At 69.1% G+C, this 21,945-nt stretch carries 18 protein-coding genes and 1 pseudogene; 6 read left to right on the plus strand and 13 right to left on the minus strand.

Annotation, left to right across the window (positions count from 1 at the left end):
* Nucleotides 1–3: 3 nt before the first annotated feature.
* Both copM and DVW87_RS01865 read right to left on the minus strand, forming a co-directional pair.
* Complete coding sequence (copM, locus tag DVW87_RS18205) at nucleotides 4–351, minus strand: CopM family metallochaperone (RefSeq protein ID WP_338056367.1); 348 nt, start codon at nucleotides 349–351, stop codon at nucleotides 4–6.
* Nucleotides 325–1,056 (minus strand): annotated as a pseudogene (locus tag DVW87_RS01865) (MauE/DoxX family redox-associated membrane protein); the annotation flags it as partial. The gene copM and the pseudogene DVW87_RS01865, both read right to left, overlap by 27 nt.
* A 46-nt stretch (nucleotides 1,057–1,102) precedes the next feature.
* Between DVW87_RS01865 and DVW87_RS01870 the strand changes: the two are divergent.
* Nucleotides 1,103–1,516: a MerR family transcriptional regulator gene (locus tag DVW87_RS01870; protein WP_114686071.1), complete on the plus strand. Its 414-nt coding sequence runs from the start codon at nucleotides 1,103–1,105 to the stop codon at nucleotides 1,514–1,516.
* A gap of 77 nt (nucleotides 1,517–1,593) precedes the next feature.
* Here DVW87_RS01870 and DVW87_RS01875 read toward each other — a convergent pair whose 3' ends face one another.
* The 3 genes from DVW87_RS01875 to DVW87_RS01885 form a co-directional block, all read right to left on the minus strand.
* Nucleotides 1,594–1,893 carry a hypothetical protein gene (locus DVW87_RS01875; protein ID WP_114686072.1) on the minus strand — a complete coding sequence of 100 codons (300 nt, stop codon included), beginning with the start codon at nucleotides 1,891–1,893 and terminating at the stop codon, nucleotides 1,594–1,596.
* Nucleotides 1,894–1,919: 26 nt separating this feature from the next.
* A complete protein-coding gene (locus tag DVW87_RS01880; protein ID WP_114686073.1) occupies nucleotides 1,920–2,729 on the minus strand; it encodes a transglutaminase-like domain-containing protein in 810 nt (269 codons plus the stop codon).
* A 72-nt stretch (nucleotides 2,730–2,801) separates the two neighbouring features.
* Nucleotides 2,802–3,548, minus strand: a complete 747-nt coding sequence (locus DVW87_RS01885; RefSeq protein ID WP_114686074.1) for a Bax inhibitor-1/YccA family protein — start codon at nucleotides 3,546–3,548, stop codon at nucleotides 2,802–2,804.
* 124 nt (nucleotides 3,549–3,672) lie between these two features.
* On the opposite strand from DVW87_RS01885, the gene thpR reads away from it, so the two are divergent.
* A complete protein-coding gene (gene thpR, locus DVW87_RS01890) occupies nucleotides 3,673–4,200 on the plus strand; it encodes an RNA 2',3'-cyclic phosphodiesterase (protein WP_114686075.1) in 528 nt (175 codons plus the stop codon).
* A gap of 74 nt (nucleotides 4,201–4,274) precedes the next feature.
* Nucleotides 4,275–4,931, plus strand: coding sequence for a peptidylprolyl isomerase (locus DVW87_RS01895; RefSeq protein WP_114686076.1), 657 nt, complete (start codon nucleotides 4,275–4,277; stop codon nucleotides 4,929–4,931).
* 13 nt (nucleotides 4,932–4,944) lie between these two features.
* On the opposite strand, the gene DVW87_RS01900 is transcribed toward DVW87_RS01895, so the two are convergent.
* Nucleotides 4,945–5,487, minus strand: a complete 543-nt coding sequence (locus DVW87_RS01900) for a superoxide dismutase family protein (protein ID WP_114687003.1) — start codon at nucleotides 5,485–5,487, stop codon at nucleotides 4,945–4,947.
* A gap of 273 nt (nucleotides 5,488–5,760) precedes the next feature.
* On the opposite strand from DVW87_RS01900, the gene DVW87_RS01905 reads away from it, so the two are divergent.
* Nucleotides 5,761–6,768: a lactonase family protein gene (locus tag DVW87_RS01905; protein WP_114686077.1), complete on the plus strand. Its 1,008-nt coding sequence runs from the start codon at nucleotides 5,761–5,763 to the stop codon at nucleotides 6,766–6,768.
* Nucleotides 6,769–6,771: 3 nt separating this feature from the next.
* Here the strand turns inward: DVW87_RS01905 and putA are convergent, their stop codons facing one another.
* Nucleotides 6,772–10,344 (minus strand): bifunctional proline dehydrogenase/L-glutamate gamma-semialdehyde dehydrogenase PutA, encoded by a 3,573-nt coding sequence (gene putA / locus DVW87_RS01910; protein WP_114686078.1) that lies wholly within the window; start codon nucleotides 10,342–10,344, stop codon nucleotides 6,772–6,774.
* A gap of 121 nt (nucleotides 10,345–10,465) precedes the next feature.
* Between putA and DVW87_RS01915 the strand changes: the two genes are divergently transcribed.
* Nucleotides 10,466–10,939: an Lrp/AsnC family transcriptional regulator gene (locus tag DVW87_RS01915; RefSeq protein WP_114686079.1), complete on the plus strand. Its 474-nt coding sequence runs from the start codon at nucleotides 10,466–10,468 to the stop codon at nucleotides 10,937–10,939.
* 3 nt (nucleotides 10,940–10,942) lie between these two features.
* Here the strand turns inward: DVW87_RS01915 and DVW87_RS01920 are convergent, their stop codons facing one another.
* Nucleotides 10,943–12,931, minus strand: a complete 1,989-nt coding sequence (locus tag DVW87_RS01920) for a protein-disulfide reductase DsbD family protein (protein ID WP_239017713.1) — start codon at nucleotides 12,929–12,931, stop codon at nucleotides 10,943–10,945.
* A gap of 69 nt (nucleotides 12,932–13,000) precedes the next feature.
* On the opposite strand from DVW87_RS01920, the gene DVW87_RS01925 reads away from it, so the two are divergent.
* Nucleotides 13,001–14,668, plus strand: coding sequence for an alkaline phosphatase family protein (locus tag DVW87_RS01925; RefSeq protein ID WP_239017714.1), 1,668 nt, complete (start codon nucleotides 13,001–13,003; stop codon nucleotides 14,666–14,668).
* Between the two features lie 372 nt (nucleotides 14,669–15,040).
* Here DVW87_RS01925 and DVW87_RS01930 read toward each other — a convergent pair whose 3' ends face one another.
* The 5 genes from DVW87_RS01930 to DVW87_RS01950 all read right to left on the minus strand — a co-directional run bounded on the left by DVW87_RS01930 (nucleotide 15,041) and on the right by DVW87_RS01950 (nucleotide 21,893).
* The gene (locus tag DVW87_RS01930) at nucleotides 15,041–15,979 is read right to left on the minus strand and encodes a right-handed parallel beta-helix repeat-containing protein (RefSeq protein ID WP_114686082.1); all 939 of its coding nucleotides are present in this window, start codon (nucleotides 15,977–15,979) and stop codon (nucleotides 15,041–15,043) included.
* Between the two features lie 137 nt (nucleotides 15,980–16,116).
* Complete coding sequence (metH, locus tag DVW87_RS01935) at nucleotides 16,117–18,795, minus strand: methionine synthase (protein WP_114686083.1); 2,679 nt, start codon at nucleotides 18,793–18,795, stop codon at nucleotides 16,117–16,119.
* Between the two features lie 154 nt (nucleotides 18,796–18,949).
* Nucleotides 18,950–19,996 (minus strand): homocysteine S-methyltransferase family protein, encoded by a 1,047-nt coding sequence (locus DVW87_RS01940; protein ID WP_114686084.1) that lies wholly within the window; start codon nucleotides 19,994–19,996, stop codon nucleotides 18,950–18,952.
* On the minus strand, nucleotides 19,993–20,934 hold the full coding sequence (gene metF, locus DVW87_RS01945; protein WP_114686085.1) for a methylenetetrahydrofolate reductase: 942 nt from the start codon (nucleotides 20,932–20,934) through the stop codon (nucleotides 19,993–19,995). Before metF ends, DVW87_RS01940 begins: the two co-directional genes overlap by 4 nt.
* Entirely contained in the window at nucleotides 20,931–21,893 is a 963-nt protein-coding gene (locus DVW87_RS01950) for an ArsR/SmtB family transcription factor (RefSeq protein ID WP_114686086.1), read from the minus strand. The genes metF and DVW87_RS01950 overlap by 4 nt, the downstream gene beginning before the upstream one ends.
* Nucleotides 21,894–21,945 lie beyond the last annotated feature (52 nt).

A 21,945-nucleotide genomic window follows, 5' to 3' on the forward strand; every position in this document is an offset into this window, starting at 1 on the left:
CCGTCAATCGGCTGAACCGAGTGACTTCGCCGCTCCATCTCGCGGCCGTTCGGCCAGCCAGCCACGCATCTGCGCGATCTCCCGCTCCTGCGCCTCGATCACGCTTGCCGCCAGCGCGCGCACCCTCGGATCGCGACCATGGATCAGTTCCACCCGCGCCATCGCCGTGGCGCCTTCGTGATGCGGGATCATGCTGCGCAGGAAGTCGCGATCGGCGTCGCCGGTCGCCGCACCGGCCATGCCCGCCATCATGTCGTGGCGAGCCGTCGCATAGCCGCTGCTCGCATCCGCCGCCGGCGCGCTGCTGCCGACCGCCGCGATCCCCATCCAGATGGCCATGGCCATCATCATCAGGTTCTCGGTGAGCGACAAGGCGCCCAGCGGCACGTTGCTCGCCCCGCCCACGCACGCGCATTTCAGCTCCCGTCGATCGATATACACCGCCTTCGTCACCGAGATCGCGCCGATCGTCCCGATGAACAGCGCGATCGGCACCGACAGCCACGGCAGCACGCCCGCGATCATCAGCACCCCCGCAACCGCCTCGGCAAAGGGGTAGAGATAGGAATAGGGCACCCACCGCCGCGCCAGCAGGTCGTAGTTGAGGAACATGGTCGCGAACGTCTCGACATTCTGCAGCTTCAGCAGCGCGAGCACCGCCATGCTGAAGCCGACGAACCACTCCGCCGCGCGCACCGTCAGCGGCGTCCCGAACGCCGCCTGGCTCGCCGCCAGCGCCATCGCCGCCGTGATCGCGAACAGCGCCACCACCGGCCTGTAGCTGGCCTTGCCGGGATCGCGGACCGCCTTCCCGAGGTGACGGCGCAGATCGTCATAGCCGCCGATGCGCTCGCCCCCGATGAATATCTGCGGCGTGGTCTTCACGCCCTGCGCCGCCTTGAACGCATCCACCTCGTCCCGCGTCGTCAGCCAGCGATCCTCGACCGCATAGCCCTTGCGGCGCAGCAGGTCCCTGGCCTTCAGGCCGTAGGGGCAGACATGGTGCTCCAGCACCATCCGGTGGAGCGTGGCGCGGCGAGCGGGTGCGGCGGTCATGGCGGGTTTCCTGCACTGGAGTCCGCCCCCATATGGGGGCCGTACCATGGTACGGAGTCAAGCGGTGACCAGTTGGACGATCGGACGTTTCGCACAGCAAGGTGGCGTGGGCGTGGAAACCGTGCGCTATTACCAGCGCCGCGGCCTGCTCGATGCGCCGGACCGCCTCACCGGAGCCGGCGTGCGGCGTTATGGCGAGATCGACCTCAGGCGTCTTCGCTTTGTCCGCGCCGCGCAGTCCGCGGGCTTTACGCTTGAGCAGATCCGCGAGTTGCTGGACCTCGATGCGACGCAGGATCGGGCGCGCGTCCGTGCCCTCACCGAGGAACGGATCGCCGCGCTCGACCTGCGCATCCGCGAACTCGAACAGGCACGCGCCTCGCTTCGCCATCTTGCCGGTGAATGCGGCAGCAGCGGTTCGGGGCCCTGCCCCATCCTGGCCGCGTTCGAACAGGGCTGAAAGGCGCCGCGGTCGGCGCGCCGGGCAAGGAAAAGGGCGCCCGGCCGAACCGGACGCCCCCGACGAAGGTTGGGAGTTTACTTGCGCTCGCCGGCGATCCGGGCTTCCGCCTCGGGGTCATAGCCCGACGAGGCCGGCGGTTCGTGGCTGTGGACGGGCTGGGTCGTCGCGGGCGGATCGGACGCGTCCATCGACTCGTCCAGCGCACGGTCGAGCCGGGCCTGCTTGTTCTCCGGGTTCTTGTCCAGCCGCTGCTGGATGCTCTCATCGCGGCCCGCGTCCTGCGCTTCGCTGCGGCCCTCGGTGTTCGAGCCCGGGTTCACCGAAAGGCTCTCGTCGAGCGCCTCCTGATCGATGCCGGTGTCAACGTCGCTCATTGCTCTCTCCTGGGCGTGTTCAACCGTTACAACGAAATGTTTCCTTCCGCGTTCCCGTCTCCAACCTCCCAGACGCGCACGCTTTGCGAGAGAAGTTGCGCCTCGCCGAAAATGGTCATGAAGGCGATGTCGGTCGCGTCGCGGCCCACCGCCACCCGCACCAGGCTGTTCTCGTCCCCCATGCCGGTCGCATCGAACAGGCGCCAACCGCCGGCCAGCCACAATTCGGCGACAGCATGGAAGTCGGGCGGGTCCACGCCGGGCGCGTAGGCGGACACGCACCGCGCCGGAATCCCGCCCGCCCGGGCCAGGGCGACGAGGAGGTGCGCGTAATCGCGGCACACGCCACGCCGACGCGCAAAGGTGTCCAGCGCGGTCGTGGTGCCACTGCTCGCGTTGGAGCGGTACCGCAGGTTGTCGCGGACCCAGGCGGCAAGGGCGGTCGCCAGTGCGCCACCTTCCAGCCCGGGGAAAGTGTCGTGCACGAAACCCTCGAACTCGGCCGCCTCGCAATATCGGCTCGGCAGCAGATAGGGCACCGCCTCGTCCGGCAGATCGCGCAGCGGCGTCGCCGGCAGGCTCGCGGCAGGTGGGGACGACCGGACGATCTCCACTTCGGCATGGTAATCGGCCACGAAGCGCCCGCGACCCAGCGCCCATGTCCGCTGTCCGACGCCATCGGTGCCGCGATGCGCGGTCAGCGGCACGTCGCTCGACACCCACAGGCTTTGCCGGTGCAGCTGCTGGTCGGGCAGCGCCGCCGCCTCGATCAGCAGCAGCACTTCGGCCGGCTCCTCGATCCAATAGTCCAGCCGTGCCTCGATGCCGACCCGCATGCTTTTTCCTCGCACAAGAAAAGGCCCGGCAGGTTTCCCCGCCGGGCCTCCGATACCGACCTGTCGATGCGATCAGTTGCGGCTGGAGCCGAACAGACGCAGGACGAACAGGAACATGTTGATGAAGTCGAGGTACAGCGACAGCGCCGACATGATCTTGGTGTGCCCCTCCGCCGGGGTACCGGCGACATGGGAGTACATGCTCTTGATCCGCTGCGTGTCATAGGCGGTGAGACCGGCGAAGATCAGCACGCCGACGATCGAGATCACCAGGCCCAGCGGGCCGGACTGCAGCCACAGGTTCAACAGGCTCGCCACGATCAGGCCGACAAGGCCGACGATCAGGAACGTGCCCATCGCGCCAAGGCTGCGCTGCGTGGTGTAGCCATAGAGGCTGAGGCCGGCGAAGCCTGCTGCGGTCGCGAAGAACGCACCCGCCACCGACGAGGCGGTGTAGGCGATGAAGATCGTCGACAGCGACACGCCGAGCAGCGCGGCATAGGCCCAGAACAGCGCCTGAAGCGTGGTGGACGACATGCGGTTCGCACCAAAGCTCATCGCGAACACGATGGCGAGCGGCGAAAAGGCGAACAGCATGCCAAGCCCGCTCATGCCGCCCGTGGGCGACACCAGCATCCGCCACATGCCCGTATAGGCGACGGACAAGGACACGATACCCGTCAGCAGCACCGCCGAGATCATGTAATTGTAGACCGACAGCATGTAGGACCGCAGCCCCGCATCGTACGCGTCCGAGCGCGTACCGGCTGCAACACCGAACGGTGCGGCTGTCGGCCGGGGGTCAGACCAGTTTGCCATTGCGAATAAAACTCCTCTCCCGGCCAAGCGGGCCGGATGGACGGAATATCGCGCTTCCGATACGCCAATACAAGGGAAACCGGGTATTCTGCAGGCACCGTGGCGAGGTTAAAACGTTTCTGTCATGTTTCGTTTGTTTGCTGCGCTGCGCCCTCCTCCTGCCGTTCGCGATCTTCTGCTGGCCACCATGGAAGGCCCGTCGAACGTGCGGTGGCAGGATGACGAGCAGCTGCACCTCACGCTGCGCTTCATCGGCGAGGTTGACGGGCGCGCGGCGGAGGACGTCGCCGCCGCGATCGACCAGGTCGGGGGAGAAGCGCCCGTTGTCAGCATCCGCGGCGTCGGCGCGTTCGACACGGCGCTGTGGGCCGGCGTCGCGCCTGCCGAGCCCGTCGCCAGGCTCCACCGCAAGGTGGATCACGCGCTGGTCCGTTGCGGGCTCCAGCCGGAGCGCCGGGCGTTCCTGCCGCACATAACGCTGGCGCGCTTCCCGCGCAGCCTGCGCGCGGCGCCGGAGATCGTCTCCTGGCAGGCGCGGCATGCCGCGCTCGCCAGCGAGCCCTTCCGCCTGTCGCACCTGCTCCTCTACCAAAGCTTTCTCACACGCGAGGGCGCCCGTTACGAACCGGTCGGGCGATGGCCCCTGGCCTAGGTTCTCCTGCTCTCTTCCGCTGCCCTCGCCTCTCCCCTTGCCCCGGTCGCCCCACCCGCATAGCTGCGCCTGCAATGCTCCGCCGTCTTTCCCTGCTCGTCCCCCTGCTCACGCTCGCCGCCAGCGGAAGCGCGGTCGCGCAATCCCGTCCCGAGGCCGGGAAGGTGCGTGTCCGCATCACCACCTCCGACGGCGCGTTCGTCCTCGCGCTGGATGCTCGCCACGCGCCGAAGACCACGGCACGGTTCCTCCAATATGTCGATGACGGACGACTGGACGGCACGCGCTTCTACCGCGCAGCGCGCAGTCGCCTGCGCCCCAGGATCGGGTTCATCCAAGGGGGGATCGGCACCGACGCGCGCCGCATCCTGCCGCCGCCGGATGCGCATGAGCCGACCAATCGCACCGGCATCCGGCACCTGGACGGCACCATTTCCATGGCCCGCCGCACGGTGAACGATCCCGCCGGCGGCAATTTCTTCGTGACGGTGGGGCCGGCGCCGCAGTTCGACGCTCGCCCCGGCTATTCGGGATATCCCGCCTTCGGCCGGGTGGTGGAAGGCATGGCAACCGTTCGCCGCATCCTCGCGGAGCCGAGCGGCGGCGGCTCCGAAGCGATGAAGGGACAGATGATCCTCCACCCCGTGCGGATCCTTCGCGCGCAGAGGATCGACGGCACGCCACGCCCGACCGGCGCACCGAAGACCTGGCAATTGCTGCAACGCCGCTGAGTTCGCCGACGTATCAGCCGGGCTGGAACACGCCGCAGGCGATCCGGCCGCCGGAATTGCCGCTGGGATCGGTCATCAGATCGTCGGCATTGGCATGCACCATCATCGCCGAGCCGTCCGCATCGAGCAGCCCGGCCATGGTCGCGCCGGGGATGGTGATGCCGATCGTGCCGCGGCCGTCGGTGCCGACGATCAGATTGGGGAGGTCGCCCTGATGCGGCCCCTGCGGGTTCATCGTCCCGTGCTTCGCCGCGGTGGGGTTCCAGTGCCCGCCGGCCGAGGTGAAATCCGGACCGTCGCAGCGTCCGGTCATGTGGACATGCGCACCATGCGTGCCAGCCGGCACCCCCATGGCGTCCAGCGTGAAGCGCACGCCGCCTGCCACTTCGGTGGCGGTGGCGCGGCCTGCCGGGGCGCCATCGGAGGTGACCATGCTGGCGACCGCCCGCGCGCCACCCGAAACCGGCGCGCCCGCCTCCAGTTCCTTTCTCTCGCAGCCTGCCAGGGCGAGTGCCGCACCGACGCCCAGAGCCGCCGTGCCAAGACTGCGCGCCATCGAAATCACCGTCATCGCAAGTTTCCCACTGCCGTTCCCATGTTCAACGGGCAGGTAGATGGCCGGTTCCGTTTCGGCAATGCAATGACACGGGCGCGGCGGGACAGCCTTGGCTAGCTGTCTAGTGCCATGCGTCGTGCCGAAGAAACATGCCCTTCGGGCGCGCGCGTCCCGGCTTCCAGCTGATCTGTTGCAACCCAGCCGTCAGGCACCCGTTCATGGCAGCATGGCGGAAACGGCTGTCCTCCCCCTCGCACGCAACGGATCGCGTGAATGCTGCGCCTGATCGCAGGCGGCTATGCCGAGGCCGGTGCGAAGGGCCTTGTCGAGCTGGAGTTCCGAAACGGGGCGCTGGCGGTAAGCGCCACCCTCGCGAACGTCGCCAACGTCTCGGCGGGCCTTGCCCTACCCGGTTCCTCCCGCTGGTGGCTGGTGGAGGAGCGCGCGGGCCAGCTGGTGCTGCTCGACGGTGCGGAAGGCTGGCGACGAGAGGCGGTTCTCCCGTCGGGCGGTGAGGGCCCCTGCTATCTTGCGCTCTCTCCGGACGGCCGTTTGCTCGCCGTGGCCAATTACGACAGCGGCACGGTGGCACTGCTTCCGCTGGCGCCGGACGGATCGCCTGCCGGCCCGCTCGCACGGCATCAGAACCATGGCAGCGGCCCCAGCCGGGAACGGCAGGAAGGACCGCATGCGCACTGGGTCGGCTTCGGTGCGGATCGGCGGCTCTACGCGGTCGATTTGGGCGCGGACCGCATTCTCGCCTTTGCCGATCCGGCGCGCGGCGGGCTGGAGGCTCCTGCGACCGTATTTTCCGCGCCGCCAGGCTCCGGACCCAGACAGCTCGCCTTCCATCCTGCGCTGCCGCTCGCCTTCCTGGTCAGCGAACTCGCCTCGACCTTGACCGTGCTCGAGCGGGACGAGGCCGGCCTGCTGCATGCCCGGCAGACCATCTCCACCCTGCCGCCCGGCACCGCCGGGGAAAGCCTTGGCGGGGCCATCGCGCTGTCTGCGGACGGCGGACGATTGTGGGTCAGCAATCGCGGCCATGACAGCGTCGCCGCCTTCGCCATCGACGACGGCAAGGCCCGCCTCGTCGGCCATGCGCCCAGCGGCGGTTCGTCCCCGCGTTTCCTGCTACAGCACGAAGACTGCCTGTTCGTCGCGCACGAGAAGAGCGGCGGGGTTACCGTTCTCGCCCTCGACCGGGACGGGACGCCGCACCTGAGCGATGCGCGCGCCGACGTGCGGGGCGCAGCGTTCCTGGCGCTGCTGCCCGGCTGAGGGTCATACCAGCGTCATCAAACTCGCATTGCCGCCAGCGGCCGTGGTGTTGATGGAAGTCGATACCTCTTCCACCAGCCAGTCGGCGCGATAGGGCGAAACCTGCGGCAGGAGGATCGGGCCGGGCATCGCCGCCACCTGGGTCAGCGCCGCCAGAAGCTGCTCCGCATCGCCCTCGATCAGCACGCCCGCGCAATCGGCGGGAACCCCGTCCCCCAGCAACGTGACGCGCGCGCGCACGGCGGGCGGCAGTTCCACCAGCGCTTGCCGCAACGCCGCCGGGCCGGACACGAGCGCGTCGTTGCCGGTGGCCAGCGCCGCCGCCAGCTGCTCGCGCAACCCGGCCGCCGTCTGCGCGACCAGCAGGATGCGGCCGCGCGGGCGGTGCGCATAAAGGTTGCGCTCGCCCACCGGCCCGGCCAGCTCGATCGGCCGATCGCAACGGATCCACTCGCCCACAGGCTGCGGCGCGCCCAGCGCCCGTGCGGCGCCATCGGGCGCTGCATCGGCGCCGTCGACGGCGATCGCCGGCCCCTCCACAAGCCGTCCGAGGTACAGCGGCCCGCCCGCCTTCGGCCCGGTGCCGGACAGGCCCCGCCCGCCAAACGGCTGCACCCCCACCACCGCGCCGATCACGTTGCGGTTGACGTAGAGATTGCCGGCATGGACGCGGGGCAACACCGTTGCGACCGTCTCGTCCAGTCGGGTGTGCAGGCCGAAGGTGAGCCCATAGCCCGTCGCATTGATCGCATCGATCAGCCGGCCGAGATCCTGCCGGCGATAGCGCACGACGTGCAGCACCGGGCCGAACACTTCGCGTTCCAGCTGCGCGATGTCGGCCAGCTCGATGATGGTCGGCGCCACGAACGTCCCGCGCGAGGTTTCGTCCGGCAAGGTCACCCGCTGCACCGCGCAGCCACGCGCCTGCATCGCCGCCACGTGCTTCTCGATGCCTTCCTGCGCCTCCGCGGTGATGACAGGACCGATGTCGCGGCTCAGCCGATCGGTGCTGCCAACGGTCAGCTCCGCCAGCGCACCACGCAGCATCTCCAGCAGCCGGTCCGCCACGTCCTCCTGCACGCACAGGATGCGCAGCGCCGAACACCGTTGCCCGGCGCTGTCGAACGCGGAAGCGATCACATCGGCGACCACCTGTTCGGCCAGCGCGGAGGAGTCCACGATCATGGCGTTCTGGCCGCCCGTCTCCGCGACGAACGGGATCGGCCGACCCGTGGCGCCCAGCCGCCCGGCAAGCTGCCGCTGGATCAGCCGGGCGACCTCGGTGGAGCCGGTGAACATCACCGCTGCCGTCTCCGGAGCCGCGACCAGCGCCGCGCCCACGGCGCCGTCCCCCGGCACGAGCTGAAGGACATCCGCCGGAATGCCCGCCCGGTGCAGGATCTCCACCCCCGCGGCGGCGATCAGCGGCGTCTCCTCGGCCGGCTTGGCAAGCACGGGATTGCCGGCGACCAAAGCCGCGGCAACCTGCCCGGTGAAGATGGCGAGCGGAAAGTTCCACGGGCTGATGCACACCACCGGCCCGAGTGGACGGTGCTGCTCGCCCAGCGCCCGGCGCGCCTCGGCCGCATAATAGCGCAGGAAGTCGATCGCCTCGCGAACCTCGGCCACTGCGTTGGCCGCCGACTTGCCCGCCTCGCGCACGGCCAGCCCCATCAGCTCGGGCATGCGCTCCTGCATCAGGTCCGCCGCCCGCTCCAGGCACGCGGCGCGCTCCGCGAGCGGCACCTTTGCCCAGGTCTCCGCCGAACCCGCCGCAGCCGCCACCAGCTCGCCGATCCGCTCCGGCGCCAATTCCTCGACCACGCCTACCACATCATTGTGATCGGCCGGGTTGCGCACCTCGCGCGCCGTGCCGCCCAGCGGCGATGCGGCGCGCCGCTCGCGTGCGGCGCTCGCCTGCATCGCGTCCGCCAGGGCCGCCAGCGTGTTCTCGTCGGCAAGGTCGAGCCCCGCCGAGTTGCGGCGCGCGCCATACAGGTCGGCGGGCAGCGCCACCGCCGGGTGCGGCGCGCCCGGCTCCGGCATGGCGCGCACCGCCGTTACCGGATCGGCCACCAGCTCCTCGATCGCCACCGCCGGGTCGGCGATCCGATTCACGAAGGAGGAATTGGCGCCGTTCTCCAGCAGGCGCCGGACGAGATAGGCGAGCAACGTCTCATGCGTGCCGACCGGCGCATAGATGCGGCACGGTCGGTCGAGCTTGTCGGCGCCGACCACCTCTTCGTACAGCGGCTCGCCCATGCCGTGCAGGCACTGGAATTCGTAATCGCGCGCGCTGTCCCGGCCACCCGCCATGTGAAAGATCGCCGCCAGCGTCTGCGCATTGTGCGTCGCGAACTGCGGGAACACCCGGTCGCGCGCCGCCAGCAGCCGGCGGGCGCAGGCGAGATAGGCGACGTCGGTGTGGATCTTGCGGGTGTAGACCGGGAAGTCGACCTGCCCGTCCACCTGCGCGCGCTTGATCTCGGCATCCCAATAGGCGCCCTTGACCAGCCGCACCATGATCCGCCGCCCGGTGCGCCCCGCCAGATCGACGATCCAGTCGATCACGAACGGGCAGCGCTTGCCATAGGCCTGCACCACGAAGCCCAGCCCGTCCCAGCCGGCGAGATCGGGATCGGCGGCCAGGCTCTCCAGCAGGTCCAGCGACAGCTCCAGCCGGTCGCTCTCCTCCGCGTCGATGTTCAGGCCGATGCCATGGCCCTTTGCGAGCACCGCCAGCGCCTTCACGTCCGGCAGCAGCTCCGCCATGACCCGCTCGGCCTGCCCGCGGGTATAGCGCGGGTGCAGCGCGGAAAGCTTGATCGAGATGCCCGGCCCCTCATACGGCCCCCGCCCCGCCGATGCCTTGCCGATGGCATGGATCGCGGCGGTATAGTCCGCCAGGTAGCGGCGCGCGTCCGCCGCCGTGGTCGCCGCCTCGCCGAGCATGTCGTAGCTGTAGCGGAACCCGCGTTCTTCCAGCGGCCGGGCGCGCTCCAGCGCCTCGGCGATCGTCTCGCCGGTGACGAAGCGCTCGCCCATCAGGCGCATGGCTGCATCCACGCTGCGCCGGATCACCGGAGCGCCGGCCCGCGCCACCACGCGGGTCAGCGCGGCGCCCAGCCCCTTCTGCTCCGTGGCGGCGGTGAGCTTGCCCGTGAGCACCAGGCCCCAGGTCGCCGCGTTGACGAACAAGGTGCGGTCATCCCCCGCATGCGCACGCCAGTCGCCCGGCGCGATCTTGTCGCGGATCAGGGCGTCGCGCGTTTCCTTGTCGGGGATGCGCAGCAATGCCTCGGCGAGGCACATGAGCGCCACGCCCTCGTCGCTGGAAAGCGCATATTCGCGCACCAGCGCGGCCACGCCGTCCTCCGGCCCGCGCGCGCGCAGCGCCGTCACCAGCGCCGTCGCCGTGCCGCGAACGGCCTCGGCCATCGACGGCGACAGTTCGGCCTGATCGAGCAGCGCCGCCAGGCATTCCCGCTCCGGCCGGCGGGTCGCCGCCGTGATCGCCCGCCGCAGCGGAGTACGCGCCCCGACCGGAGGAGCAAAGGAAGCGAAAGCCTGCGACATGAAGATCTGGACCTCTCAGAAAACCTGGCGCGCGATTAGCACTGCCAGGAGATAAGCGCGTGCCTGTTCTTCGCCAAGGATCAGCTCGATCGAACCATAACTTGGTGGTAAGACAACCCGGATGACCAGAGCTACCTCACTTCGCGACGACATCGACCTGATCGACCACAGGATCATCCACGCTCTGCGGGAGGACGGCCGCTTGCCGATCGGCGAGCTGTCCGAGCGGGTCGGCCTGTCGAAGACGCCCTGCCAGGCGCGCCTCAAACGACTGCGCGAGCGCGGGATCATCCGCGGCTTTCGCGCGGTGATCGATCCCGCCGCGCTTGGCCTCGATTACGTCGCCTTCACGGAGGTGAAACTCTCCGACACGCGCGAGGCGGCGCTGGAGGCGTTCCGGCAAGCCGTGCTGAAGATCCCGGAGGTGGAGGAATGCCACATGCTCGCCGCCTCCTTCGATTATCTGCTGAAGGTGCGCACGTCCGACATCCGCCGCTACCGGGCGGTGCTGGGGGAGAGGATCTCCAGCCTGCCGCATGTCTCCAGCACGTCCACCTTCGTGGTCATGGAAACGCTGCGCGACGCCGGTTCGTGACGCTTACAACGCCTGCAACATGCCCGGCGTCAGCACCTGCGGCAGCACGCGCGGCTCGCCGGCGCCGGGTGCGTAATAGAGGTACAGCGGAACGCCCGCGCGATTATGCGCCTCGATGAACCGGCCGAGCACCGGATCCCCATCGGTCCAGTCGCCCACCAGCACGCGGATGCCCTTGGCAGCGAAGCTCGCGCGCGTGGCCTGCGTTTCGATCGCGGCCTTTTCGTTCACCTTGCACGTCAGGCACCAATCGGCGGTGAAATAGGCGAACACCGGCCGCTTCTCCGCACGCAGTCTCGCGAGTTCGGCTTCGCTGAACCGCTCCGCGCCGGCGCTCGCGGTCCCCGGCCCGTCCGGCCTCCGCCCGGCAACGGCGAAGGTCGTCGCGACCGCGACCAGCGCCACGCCTGCAACCAGAACGCCCACCGATCGGCCGCTCCGCTGGCGGGCTCCGGCCACCCACAATAGCAGCCCCGCCGCCAGGGCTCCCGCCAACGCGATCGTCAGCGCATCCACTCCGCCCTGCCGCCCCAGCACCCAGCCGAGTGCCAGCGCGGTGAGCCACATCGGCACGGAGAGCACGCGGCGGAAGGTTTCCATCCAGCCGCCCGGCCGCGGGAGACGGCGGCGCAGCGCAGGCACGAAGCCCAGCAGCAGGAACGGCAGCGCCAGCCCGAGCCCGAGCCCGGCGAACACCGCCAATGCCGCGGGCCACGGCAGGACCAAGGCTGCACCCAGCGCCGCGCCCATGAACGGCCCGGTGCAAGGCGTTGCGATGAACGCGGCCAGCGCACCGGTTGCAAACGCCCCCGCGCTGCCCCCCTTCGCCGCGAAGCGCGGCACCGGCAGCTCGAACAGCCCCGACAGGTTGAGTGCCAGCGCCACCGTCAGCAGCAAAAGCAGCGCAACGACGCGCGCGTCCTGCAATTGGAACGCCCAGCCGACCGCCGCGCCGCCTGCGCGCAGCGCCAGGATCAGGCCACCCAGGGCCAGGCACACCAGCACCACCCCCCCGGTATAGGCCAGCGCCTCGCGACGCGCTTCGCCTTCGCCCAGGTGCCCGCGGGCCAGGCTCAGGGCCTTGAGGCTCAGAATCGGGAACACGCAGGGCATGACGTTGAGGATCAACCCGCCAAGCAGCGCGCCCAGGAACGCGACGGCCGCCGCAGCAGCCCAACCCTGCGCCGCCGGAACGGCACCGGGCACCGCGGACAGCCGCAGCCCCTGCCCGCCTCCGATACGCAGGACGCCATGGATCCGGCCCGCGGGCTGCCCGGCCCTGGTTTCCACCACCAGCCGGTCCCCGTCCCGGCGCACCTGCTGCGGGGCGGCATTGTCGATCAGCCCGTTCGCCAGCGGAAAGAAGCGCACGTCGGTGGCCGGCGCCCCCGCCGGGTAAGGCACGGCGAGCCGCAGACGTCCTCCCTCGACGGCATAGCTCGCCTGCGCCTCGAGCGGGCGCGGTATGGCACGCCGCCATTGGTCGAACCGCGCCCGCTTGGCCGCCGCAACCGCCCCTGCGCCCACCGTCAGATCGAGCGCGAGATCCTGCGCCTCGGGCACGCACAGGGTTTCGGTGCAGACGAGATACGAAAGATGCAGCCGCACCGGCAGGTGCGTGCCCGTCGCGAGCCCGGCCGGCACGCGAAGGTCGATCAGCGGCGCGAAGGGGCCCTCATAGACATAGTTCATCAACCCCGCGACGGTGAGTGTGGTCGGCAACGGGTACGCGGGCTTGCCTGCCGTCATGCCGCGGGGCAGCGTCCAGGTGAGCGTCGCGGGAAAGCCCGCATCGCCCGGATATTCCCAATAGCCGTGCCAGCCCGGCTGCGGCCGCGAGTCGATCGCCAGCGGCACCGTGTCGCCTGCGCGGGGGTGGGCGGTTTCTGCCACCAGCCGCATGGCGATGTGCCGCCCGCCCCCTTGCGCCGCGGCCGGCCATGCCAACAGCACGAGCAGCATCGTCACGAGCATGTTACGCAACCGATGCATGCGCCATCCTTGTCCCATCGCCACGCTCCGGCCATAGGCGCGGGCGCACCCGATCGCAAAGGAGCCGCCGTGAAACGCCTGTCCTCGCTTGTCGCCCTTGCCGTAGGCCTCGCGGCCGCCCCGCTCCTTGCGCAGGAAGGCCCCAGGCCGATCGAGGTCGCGCCATCGGCGGTCGCGACGGCACCACAGAACCCGCCCAAGCTGATCGTGGCGATCTCGGTGGACCAGTTCTCCGCCGACCTGTTCGCCGAATATCGCAACCACTTCCGCGAGGGCTTCGCCCGGCTCCTGACCGGCGTCGTTTTCCCGTCCGGCTACCAAAGCCATGCCGCCACCGAAACCTGTCCCGGACACTCGACTATCCTGACCGGCTATCGCCCGACCCATACCGGCATCATCGCCAACAACTGGCTCGACCTCGCCGCCCCGCGCGCCGACAAGACGGTCTATTGCGCCGAGGACGAAAGCGTCATCGGCTCCGATCACGAGCGGTACACCGTGTCCGACAAGCACCTGAAGGTTCCGACGCTTGGCGAGCGGATGAGGGCGGCAAACCCGGCCACCCGCGTCGTTTCCGTCGCCGGCAAGGATCGCGCCGCGGTGATGATGGGCGGGCACAATGTGGACGAGCTGTGGTGGTGGGACGGCAAGGCCTTCGCCTCCTATGCCGGCCGGCCCGCGCCGGAAGCGGTCACCCGCGTCAACGCTGCCACGAACGAGGTGATCGCACGGGGCCAGCCCGCCCTGCCGGTGCCGGATTTCTGCGTCGCGCACGATCGCGCGGTCGACATGCCGGGCGGCTTCACGATCGGTCGCGGCCGGTTCGAGCGGGCGCCGGGCGATGCCAGGCCGTTCCGCGCCTCTCCCGCCTTCGACGCGGCCGTTTTCGATCTCGCCACGCAACTCGTCCGCGACATGAAGCTGGGCCAGGGCGCGCAGACCGACATCATCGATGTCGGCGCGTCGGCGACCGACTATGTCGGCCATTCGCTCGGCACCGAGGGGCTGGAAATGTGCCTGCAGCTCGCCAGCCTCGACCACACGATCGGCCAGTTCCTGAACGCCCTGGACGCGACCGGGGTGGACTATGAAGTGGTGCTGACCGCCGACCATGGCGGCCATGACGCGCCCGAGCGCCATCAGCAGCGCGCCATGCCGAGGGACGCGCGCGTTTCCGACAATATCAGCGCGGAGGACATGGGCAAGGCGATCGGCGCCGCGCTGAAGCTGAAGGGTCCGGTGCTCTACAACTCGGAAGGGAACATCTTCGTCGATCCCGCGCTGCTCCCCCGCCAGCGCGCGCTGGTGCTCGCCGAAGCCAAGAAGCGCTTTCAGGCGCTGCCGCAGGTCGCCGCCGCGCTGACGCGCGCGGAAATCGAGAAAACGGCGCTTGCCACCACGCCGCCCGAAACATGGACGCTCGCCGAACGGGTCCGCGCGTCCTACGATGCCAAGCGCTCCGGCGACATCGTGCTCCTGCTCAAGCCGCGGGTGGTGCCGATACCGAAGCCGGGGCCGGGCTATGTCGCGACGCATGGCAGCCCCTGGGACTATGATCGCCGCGTGCCGATCCTGTTCTGGCGACGCGGGCTGACCGGGTTCGAACAGCCCCTGTCGGTGGAGACGGTGGACATCGCACCGACCCTGGCGGCGACGATCGGTCTGCCGATGCCGGGCGTGGACGGCCGCTGCCTCGATCTGGACGGCGGACCGGGCAGCACCTGTCCAGCGGAATGAAATAGGCCGGCGAACGGCCCCCTCGCCGTTCGAGGGGGCCGACGCCGTGCCGATAGCGCCCTATCGCAAGAGCGACTGCCGCTCGGCCGCCAGCGCCCGCGCCGCATCGCCAGAGGCCGCGGCACCCCTGAGGCACAGGATCGGCGTGTCGGGATTGCGGGTGCACCCCGGTGCGCGCTCGCGCGACACGAAGGTGGAGCTACTCCGGCCTTCTGAGGTGAGATTTCGCGCGTGGGTCACGTACGGCCTATCGCCAGCTCGGCCGGGTCACCGGCCGCGGGGCGGGCTGGAGCGACCCCGCGGCATCGAGCCCCCGGTGCGGGCGGCCGCAGCCCTGAACACCGGCGGGTAAGCCCCCGCCCCCCGCTAGGCTCAGCGCAGCTCGAAGGGACGAATGCCGGCGCCCAGCTTGTTGCCGTCCAGCGCGATACGCTGGTGCGTGTAATCGGCCACGAACGCTGGAGTGCGGCTCACCCCCGACGCCTGGTTCGCGGTGTTGCCGGCGATGGTCAGGCCGGTCGCGGGATACGTCTTCGCCTCCGCCGCAATGGCGATAAAGGCGGTCCAGTTCTCCTTGTTGCGCCCGTTCTGGAACACGTTGCGGGTGATCGTACCCGTGCCGCCTTCGGGCAGGTCGATCATGTAGTTCGTCTTCGAACCCTTGCTGTCGTCGAAGCTGTTGTCGCTGATCGTCACGCGCGGGCTGCGGATCTTGACGTAGTGACCGCCCGTCCCGCGCTCGAACCGCGAGTTGGTGACGACAACCTCGCCCTTGTTGGCGAGGTAGATGGAGTGCGAGCAGTTCGGCGCCTCGTCGCATTGGCCGAGGCCGGCGAAGGTGGAATGATCGATCGTGATCCGCTGCCCCACGGGCTCGCCGCCGAGGATACCTTCCTGGCTGTCGAGGAACATGGAGTGGGTGACGGTGAGGTCGCCCATCTCGGTGCGGATGCCCGCGCCGTTGCCATCGGACACGCGGAAGCCGCGAAACACCAGGCCGTCCACCGTCGAGCCTTGCCCGCGCAACACGAAAGCGGCCTTGCCCTCGCACGCCGTGCCTTCGAAGATCGCCGTGCCGGGCTCCCGCGCCTTGAAGGTGATGACGCCGCCGGCCTGCACCGTGCATTGGTGATAGACGCCCGGCGCGATCAGGATCGTCGCGCGCCCCATCCGCACCGACTGCACCGCCTCGTCCAGCGTGCCGAAGCCCTGCCCCGTTTCGGCGATGGTAAACGGAGCATCGGGCGCCGGGGCAGCGGCGGTGCCGAGGAGCATGGGGGCGGCGAGCAGGAGCGGGGCAAGGTAGCGCATGGCCCCTTGTCGCTCGCGGCGGACGCAGGGCGAGAGGAAAAGAAGGTTAAGCCAGCGGCGGATGCTCCTTGCCGGTGAGCAGACCGGCCAACTGTCCCAACCCGCAACACCTCTCGCCTTGCGTCATGCCTGTGCGATCAATCGAGGTTCGGCCGGAGATACCGCGTGGCGGTTTCGACATCCACGCCGCGGCGGCGGGCGTAATCCTCCACCTGATCCGCGCCGATCCGGGCCACGCCGAAATATTCGGCCTGCGGATGCCCGAAATAGAAGCCGGACACCGCCGCCGTCGGCAGCATGGCGAAGCTCTCGGTCAGCGTTGCGCCCGTGTTCGCCTCCGCCTGCAGCATCTCGAACAGGACCGGCTTGAGGCTGTGTTCCGGACAGGCCGGATAGCCGGGCGCCGGGCGGATGCCGCGATATTGTTCGCGGATCAGCGCCTCGTTGGTCAGTTGCTCGTCCGGCGCATAGCCCCACAGCGTGGTCCGGACATGCTGGTGCAGTCGCTCGGCGAACGCCTCGGCAAGGCGATCGGCAAGCGCCTTGAGCAGGATGTCGTTGTAATCGTCCACCTGCGCCTTGAAGCGCTCCAGATGCGGCTCGATCCCGTGAATGGAGACGGCGAAGCCGCCCATCCAGTCGCCCGCCGGATCGATGAAGTCGGCGAGGCACATGTTCGCGCGGCCCTCGCGCTTGGCGATCTGCTGGCGCAGGAACGGCAGGCGCACGCTTTGCTCGTTGGTGCGATCGAGGTCCGGCACCGCGCCCGGTCCGGCCGCCGCCCCGCCCGGGCTGCGGTGGTCGGCGGAGTGTGCGAGCTGCACCCAGACGTCGTCGCCGTCGCGATGGCAGGGCCACAAGGCGGCCACGCCCCTGGCGGTGAGCCATTTCTCGGCGATGATCGTGTCCAGCATCGCCTGCGCATCGGCGTAGAGCGACGTCGCGCTTTCACCGACCACCTTGTCCTCCAGGATGGCCGGGAAGTTGCCGGCCAGCTCCCAGGCGCGAAAAAACGGCGTCCAGTCGATCGTCTCGCGCAGATCGGCGAGGTCCCAATCCTCGAAGACGTGAAGGCCGGGCCTGGCGGGGGCGGTGGGCTTCAGCGCCATGTCGGCGACAAAGCCGTTGTCCCGCGCCCGGGCGATCGGCAGGAGATCGTTCGCCCCCTTGCCCTCGCGCGCGCGCCGCACAGCAGCATAATCGTCGGCGATCTTCGCGACATAATCGTCACGGATCGTTTCCGAGACCAGCGTCGTGGCAACACCCACCGCGCGGCTGGCGTCCAGAACATGCACCACCGGACCGTCATAGGCCGGCGCGATGCGCAGGGCGGTGTGCACCTTGGACGTGGTCGCCCCGCCGATCAGCAGCGGCATGGTCATGTCCGCGCGCTTCATCTCCTCGGCCACCGTGACCATCTCGTCCAGCGACGGCGTGATGAGACCGGACAGTCCGATCATGTCGGCATCGTTCTCGTTGGCGGCCTTCAGGATGTCCGACCAGGGCACCATCACGCCCATGTCGATCACCTCGAAGCCGTTGCATTGCAGGACGACGCCGACGATGTTCTTGCCGATATCGTGCACGTCGCCCTTCACGGTCGCCATGACGATGCGGCCTTTGCCTTTGGCGCCGGGCTCCTTGGCCGCCTCGATGAAGGGCAGCAGGTGCGCCACCGCCTTCTTCATCACGCGCGCGGACTTCACAACCTGCGGCAGGAACATCTTGCCCGATCCGAACAGGTCGCCGACCACGTTCATGCCGTCCATCAGCGGCCCCTCGATCACCTCGATCGGCCGGCCGCCGCGCGCGTCGATCGCCTGGCGCGCCTCCTCGGTGTCATCGACCACATAAAGGTCGATGCCCTTGACCAGCGCATGTTCCAGACGCTTGATGACCGGCCAGCCGCGCCATTCCTCGGCGGCCTTCTCCGCCGCCGCATCGGTGCCGCGATATTTCTCGGCCAGCGCCACCAGCCGTTCGCCGGCATCCGGATCGCGGTTGAGGATCACGTCCTCGCAGGCGGTGCGCAGGTCCGGGTCGATCGTGTCGTAGACGTCGAGCTGCCCGGCGTTGACGATCGCCATGTCCAGCCCGGCGGGGATCGCATGGTAGAGGAACACCGAGTGCATCGCCCGCCGCACCGGCTCGTTGCCGCGGAAGCTGAACGACAGGTTGGAAAGCCCGCCCGAGAAGTGGACGTGTGGACAACGCGCCTTGATCTCCTTCACCGCCTCGATGAAGTCGACCGCGTAGTTGTTGTGCTCCTCGATCCCGGTCGCCACCGCGAACACGTTGGCGTCGAAGATGATGTCCTCGGGCGGAAAGCCGATGCCCGTCAGCAGGTCATAGGCGCGGCAGCAGATCTCGATCTTGCGGTCTCGCGTGTCCGCCTGCCCCGCTTCGTCGAAGGCCATGACGACGACGGCGGCACCATAGGCCATGCACTTCCTCGCCTCGGCCAGGAACTTGTCGACGCCCTCCTTCATGCTGATCGAGTTGACGATCGGCTTGCCCGAAACGCACTTCAACCCCGCCTCGATCACGCTCCACTTGGAGCTGTCGATCATCACCGGCACGCGCGCGATATCCGGCTCGGAGGTCATCAGCTTCAGGAACGTGGTCATCGCGGCATGCGCGTCGAGCAGCCCCTCGTCCATGTTGACGTCGACGATCTGCGCGCCGTTCTCCACCTGCTCGCGCGCGACCTCGATCGCGGCGGCATAATCGCCGGCGAGGATCAGCTTTTTGAACTTGGCCGAGCCGGTGACGTTGGTCCGCTCGCCGATGTTGATGAACTGGGTGGGGGTAGTCATTCGTCTTCCTTGATCCTCCCCTGCAAGGGGAGGGGGACCAGCCGCAGGCTGGTGGAGGGGCCTCTCCACCAGCGGGATCGTTCGTGGAGACGCCCCTCCACCACCGAGCTGCGCCCGGTGGTCCCCCTCCCCGCACAGCGGGGAGGATCGACCATCACGCCGCCATGGTCATCGGCTCGAGGCCGGCCAGCCTTGTCACGACCGGCACCTCCGGCAGCACCCGGGGCGCGTGCCCCGCCACCGCCTTCGCGACCGCGCCGATGTGCGCGGGCGTCGTGCCGCAGCAGCCGCCGACCATGTTGACGAGGCCCTCGTCCACCCACTCGCGGATCAGCTCCGCCGTGCGCTCGGGCAGCTCGTCATACTGGCCGAGCTCGTTGGGCAGGCCGGCGTTCGGATAAGCGAGGATCAGCGCATCCGCCGCCCTGGCCAGCTCGGTGAGGTATGGCCTGAGCAGGTCCGCGCCGAACGCGCAGTTCACGCCGATGGTCAGCGGCTTCAGGTGCCGGAGCGAGTACCAGAAGGCGTTGATCGTGTGCCCGGACAGGTTGCGCCCCGACATGTCGGTGATGGTGAAGCTCATCATCACCGGCACCGGACGGCCCGCCGCTTCCTCCGCTTCCTTGGCGGCAAGCCCCGCGGCCTTTGCGTTCAGCGTGTCAAAGCAGGTCTCGACCAGCAGGAAGTCCACCCCGCCCTCGATCAGCGCATCGCATTGTTCGCGATAATGCTGCTTCAGCGTGTCATAGTCGATCTCGCGGAATGCCGGGTCGTTCACGTCCGGGGAGATGGACAAAGTCTTGTTGGTCGGCCCGATCGAGCCGGCCACGAAGCGGGCGCGCCCGTCCCTGGCGGTGGCCGCGTCGGTTGCCTCGCGCGCGAGCCTGGCGGCGGCCAGGTTGATCTCGCGCACCAGATGCTCGCAGCCATAATCGGCCAGCGCCACGCGGGTGGAGCTGAACGTATTGGTCTCGATCATGTCCGCGCCCGCCGCGACATAGGCCGCGTGGATGGCGCCGATCACATCGGGCCGCGTGAGGCACAGAAGGTCGTTGTTGCCCTTCTGGTCCTTGGCGAGATCGAGGCTGCCGCGATAGTCCGCCTCCGTCAGGCCATAGCCCTGGATCGACGTGCCGTAGCCGCCGTCGAACACCATGATCTTCTCGGCGGCAAGCGCGCGAAACCGCTGTTCGGCGTTCATGCCGCCTGCTCCTTGGAAGCCGGCTGCGGACGAATGCCCAGCAGGTGGCAGATGGCGTAGCTCAGTTCGGCACGGTTGAGCGTGTAGAAGTGGAAGTCGCGCACCCCGCCCGCATAGAGCCGGCGGGAAAGCTCGGCCGCGAGCGTGGCGGCGACCAGCTGGCGCGCCGCGGGATGGTCGTCCAGCCCCTCGAACAGCCGCCCCATCCAGGCCGGCACGTCGGTGCCGCACATCGCCGACATCCGCTTCACGCTGGCGAAGTTCGACACGGGCATGATGCCCGGCACGATCTCCACGTCCATGCCGGCTGCAGCCACCGCGTCGCGAAAGCGGAAAAAGGTTTCCGGCTCGAAGAAGAACTGGGTGATCGCCCGGGTGGCGCCCGCGTCCATCTTGCGCTTCAGATTGTCGAGGTCGCCGGCGCTATCGGCCGAGTCCGGATGGCATTCGGGGTAGGCGGCGACCGAAATCTCGAACGGATGGCGGCGGCGCAGGCCTTCCACCAGGGCGGCCGCATTCTCGTATCCGCCCGGATGCGGCGCATAGCCTGCCTTCTGGTCGGGCGCGTCGCCGCGCAGGGCGACGATGTGGCGCACGCCGGCTGCCCAATATTCATCGGCAACCGCGTCGATCTCCTCGCGGGTCGCCTCCACGCAGGTGAGGTGCGCCGCGGCGGCGAGCGACGTTTCGCGCTGGATGCGCGCCACCGTCGCATGGGTGCGCTCGCGCGTGGACCCACCCGCACCGTAAGTGACGGAGACGAAACGCGGGCCAAGCGGCTCCAGCGTGCGCACCGTCTCCCAAAGAGCTTCCTCCATCTTCTCCGTCTTGGGCGGGAAGAACTCGAACGAGATGCGCGCGTCCCCGCCGACATCGGCGAACAAGGGAGAGGCGAGCGCGCGCTGCGCCTCCGCCAGCTGCGAAACCGAGATCGTCATGCCGCCTTCACTCCCTGCGCCGCCGGGCCTTGCATCGACGCCCCGCGCTTGCGCCCCAACCATAGTTTCACCGTCAACTCGCCGCCTTCCAGCGTTTCGTCCCGCGCCGGCGCCAGGCCTGCCGCCTCGAACCAGCCATGAATCTGCTCATCCGAAAAGCCGAGCCGCATGTGTCCGTCGCGCAGGCGCAGCTCCTCGCGGTCGTGCGCGGCGAAATCGGCGATCAACAGGCGTCCGCCCGCTACAAGCACCCGTGCCGCTTCCGCGATCGCCTGATCGGGCGCCTCCACGAAGTGCAGCACGTGGTGGATCACCGCCACGTCCGCCGCATCGTCCTTGAGCGGCAGGGCATACAGGTCCGCCTGGCGCAATTCGGCCGCGCCCTGCAACTTGGCGCGCGCGAGGCGCAGCATCTCGGACGATCGATCAATGCCAACCGCATGCCGCGCCTGCCCGGCGAACAGCTCCAGGATGCGCCCGGTGCCCGTGCCGATGTCCACCAGGGTATCGACCGGCATGCCCCCCAGCACGTCCGCCATCGCCGCCTCGACCTGGCTTTCGGCGACATGGAGCGAGCGGATCGCGTCCCACTGCCCGGCATTCGCCTCGAACCATTGCGCGGCGCTCGCCGCCCGGTCCGCGCGAACGGCCGCGAGTTTCGCGGCGTCGGCCTCCGCCCACAGGTCCGGTTCCATTCCGCTCCAGGCGTCCAGCGCCTGCCCGACCGGCACGACGCGCCCAGGCTCGCCCAGCGCCACGAACACCCAGCTCCCCTCCTTGCGCCGCTCGGCCAGGCCCGCGTCGGCAAGGATCTTCACGTGCCGGGAGACGCGCGGCTGGCTTTGCCCCAGCACTTGCGCGAGTTCGCCGACGGACAGCTCCATGCGCCGCAACAAGGCAAGGATGCGCAGCCGCGTCGGGTCCGCCAGGGCACGGAAGATGTCGAGGGCCAGCGCCATGCGAAAGGATATAAAGATATCTTTATATGCGGTCAACGAGCGTGAAGGCGAA

This window comes from Sphingomonas aracearum, assembly GCF_003345355.1.
Lineage (GTDB): Bacteria > Pseudomonadota > Alphaproteobacteria > Sphingomonadales > Sphingomonadaceae > Sphingomonas > Sphingomonas aracearum.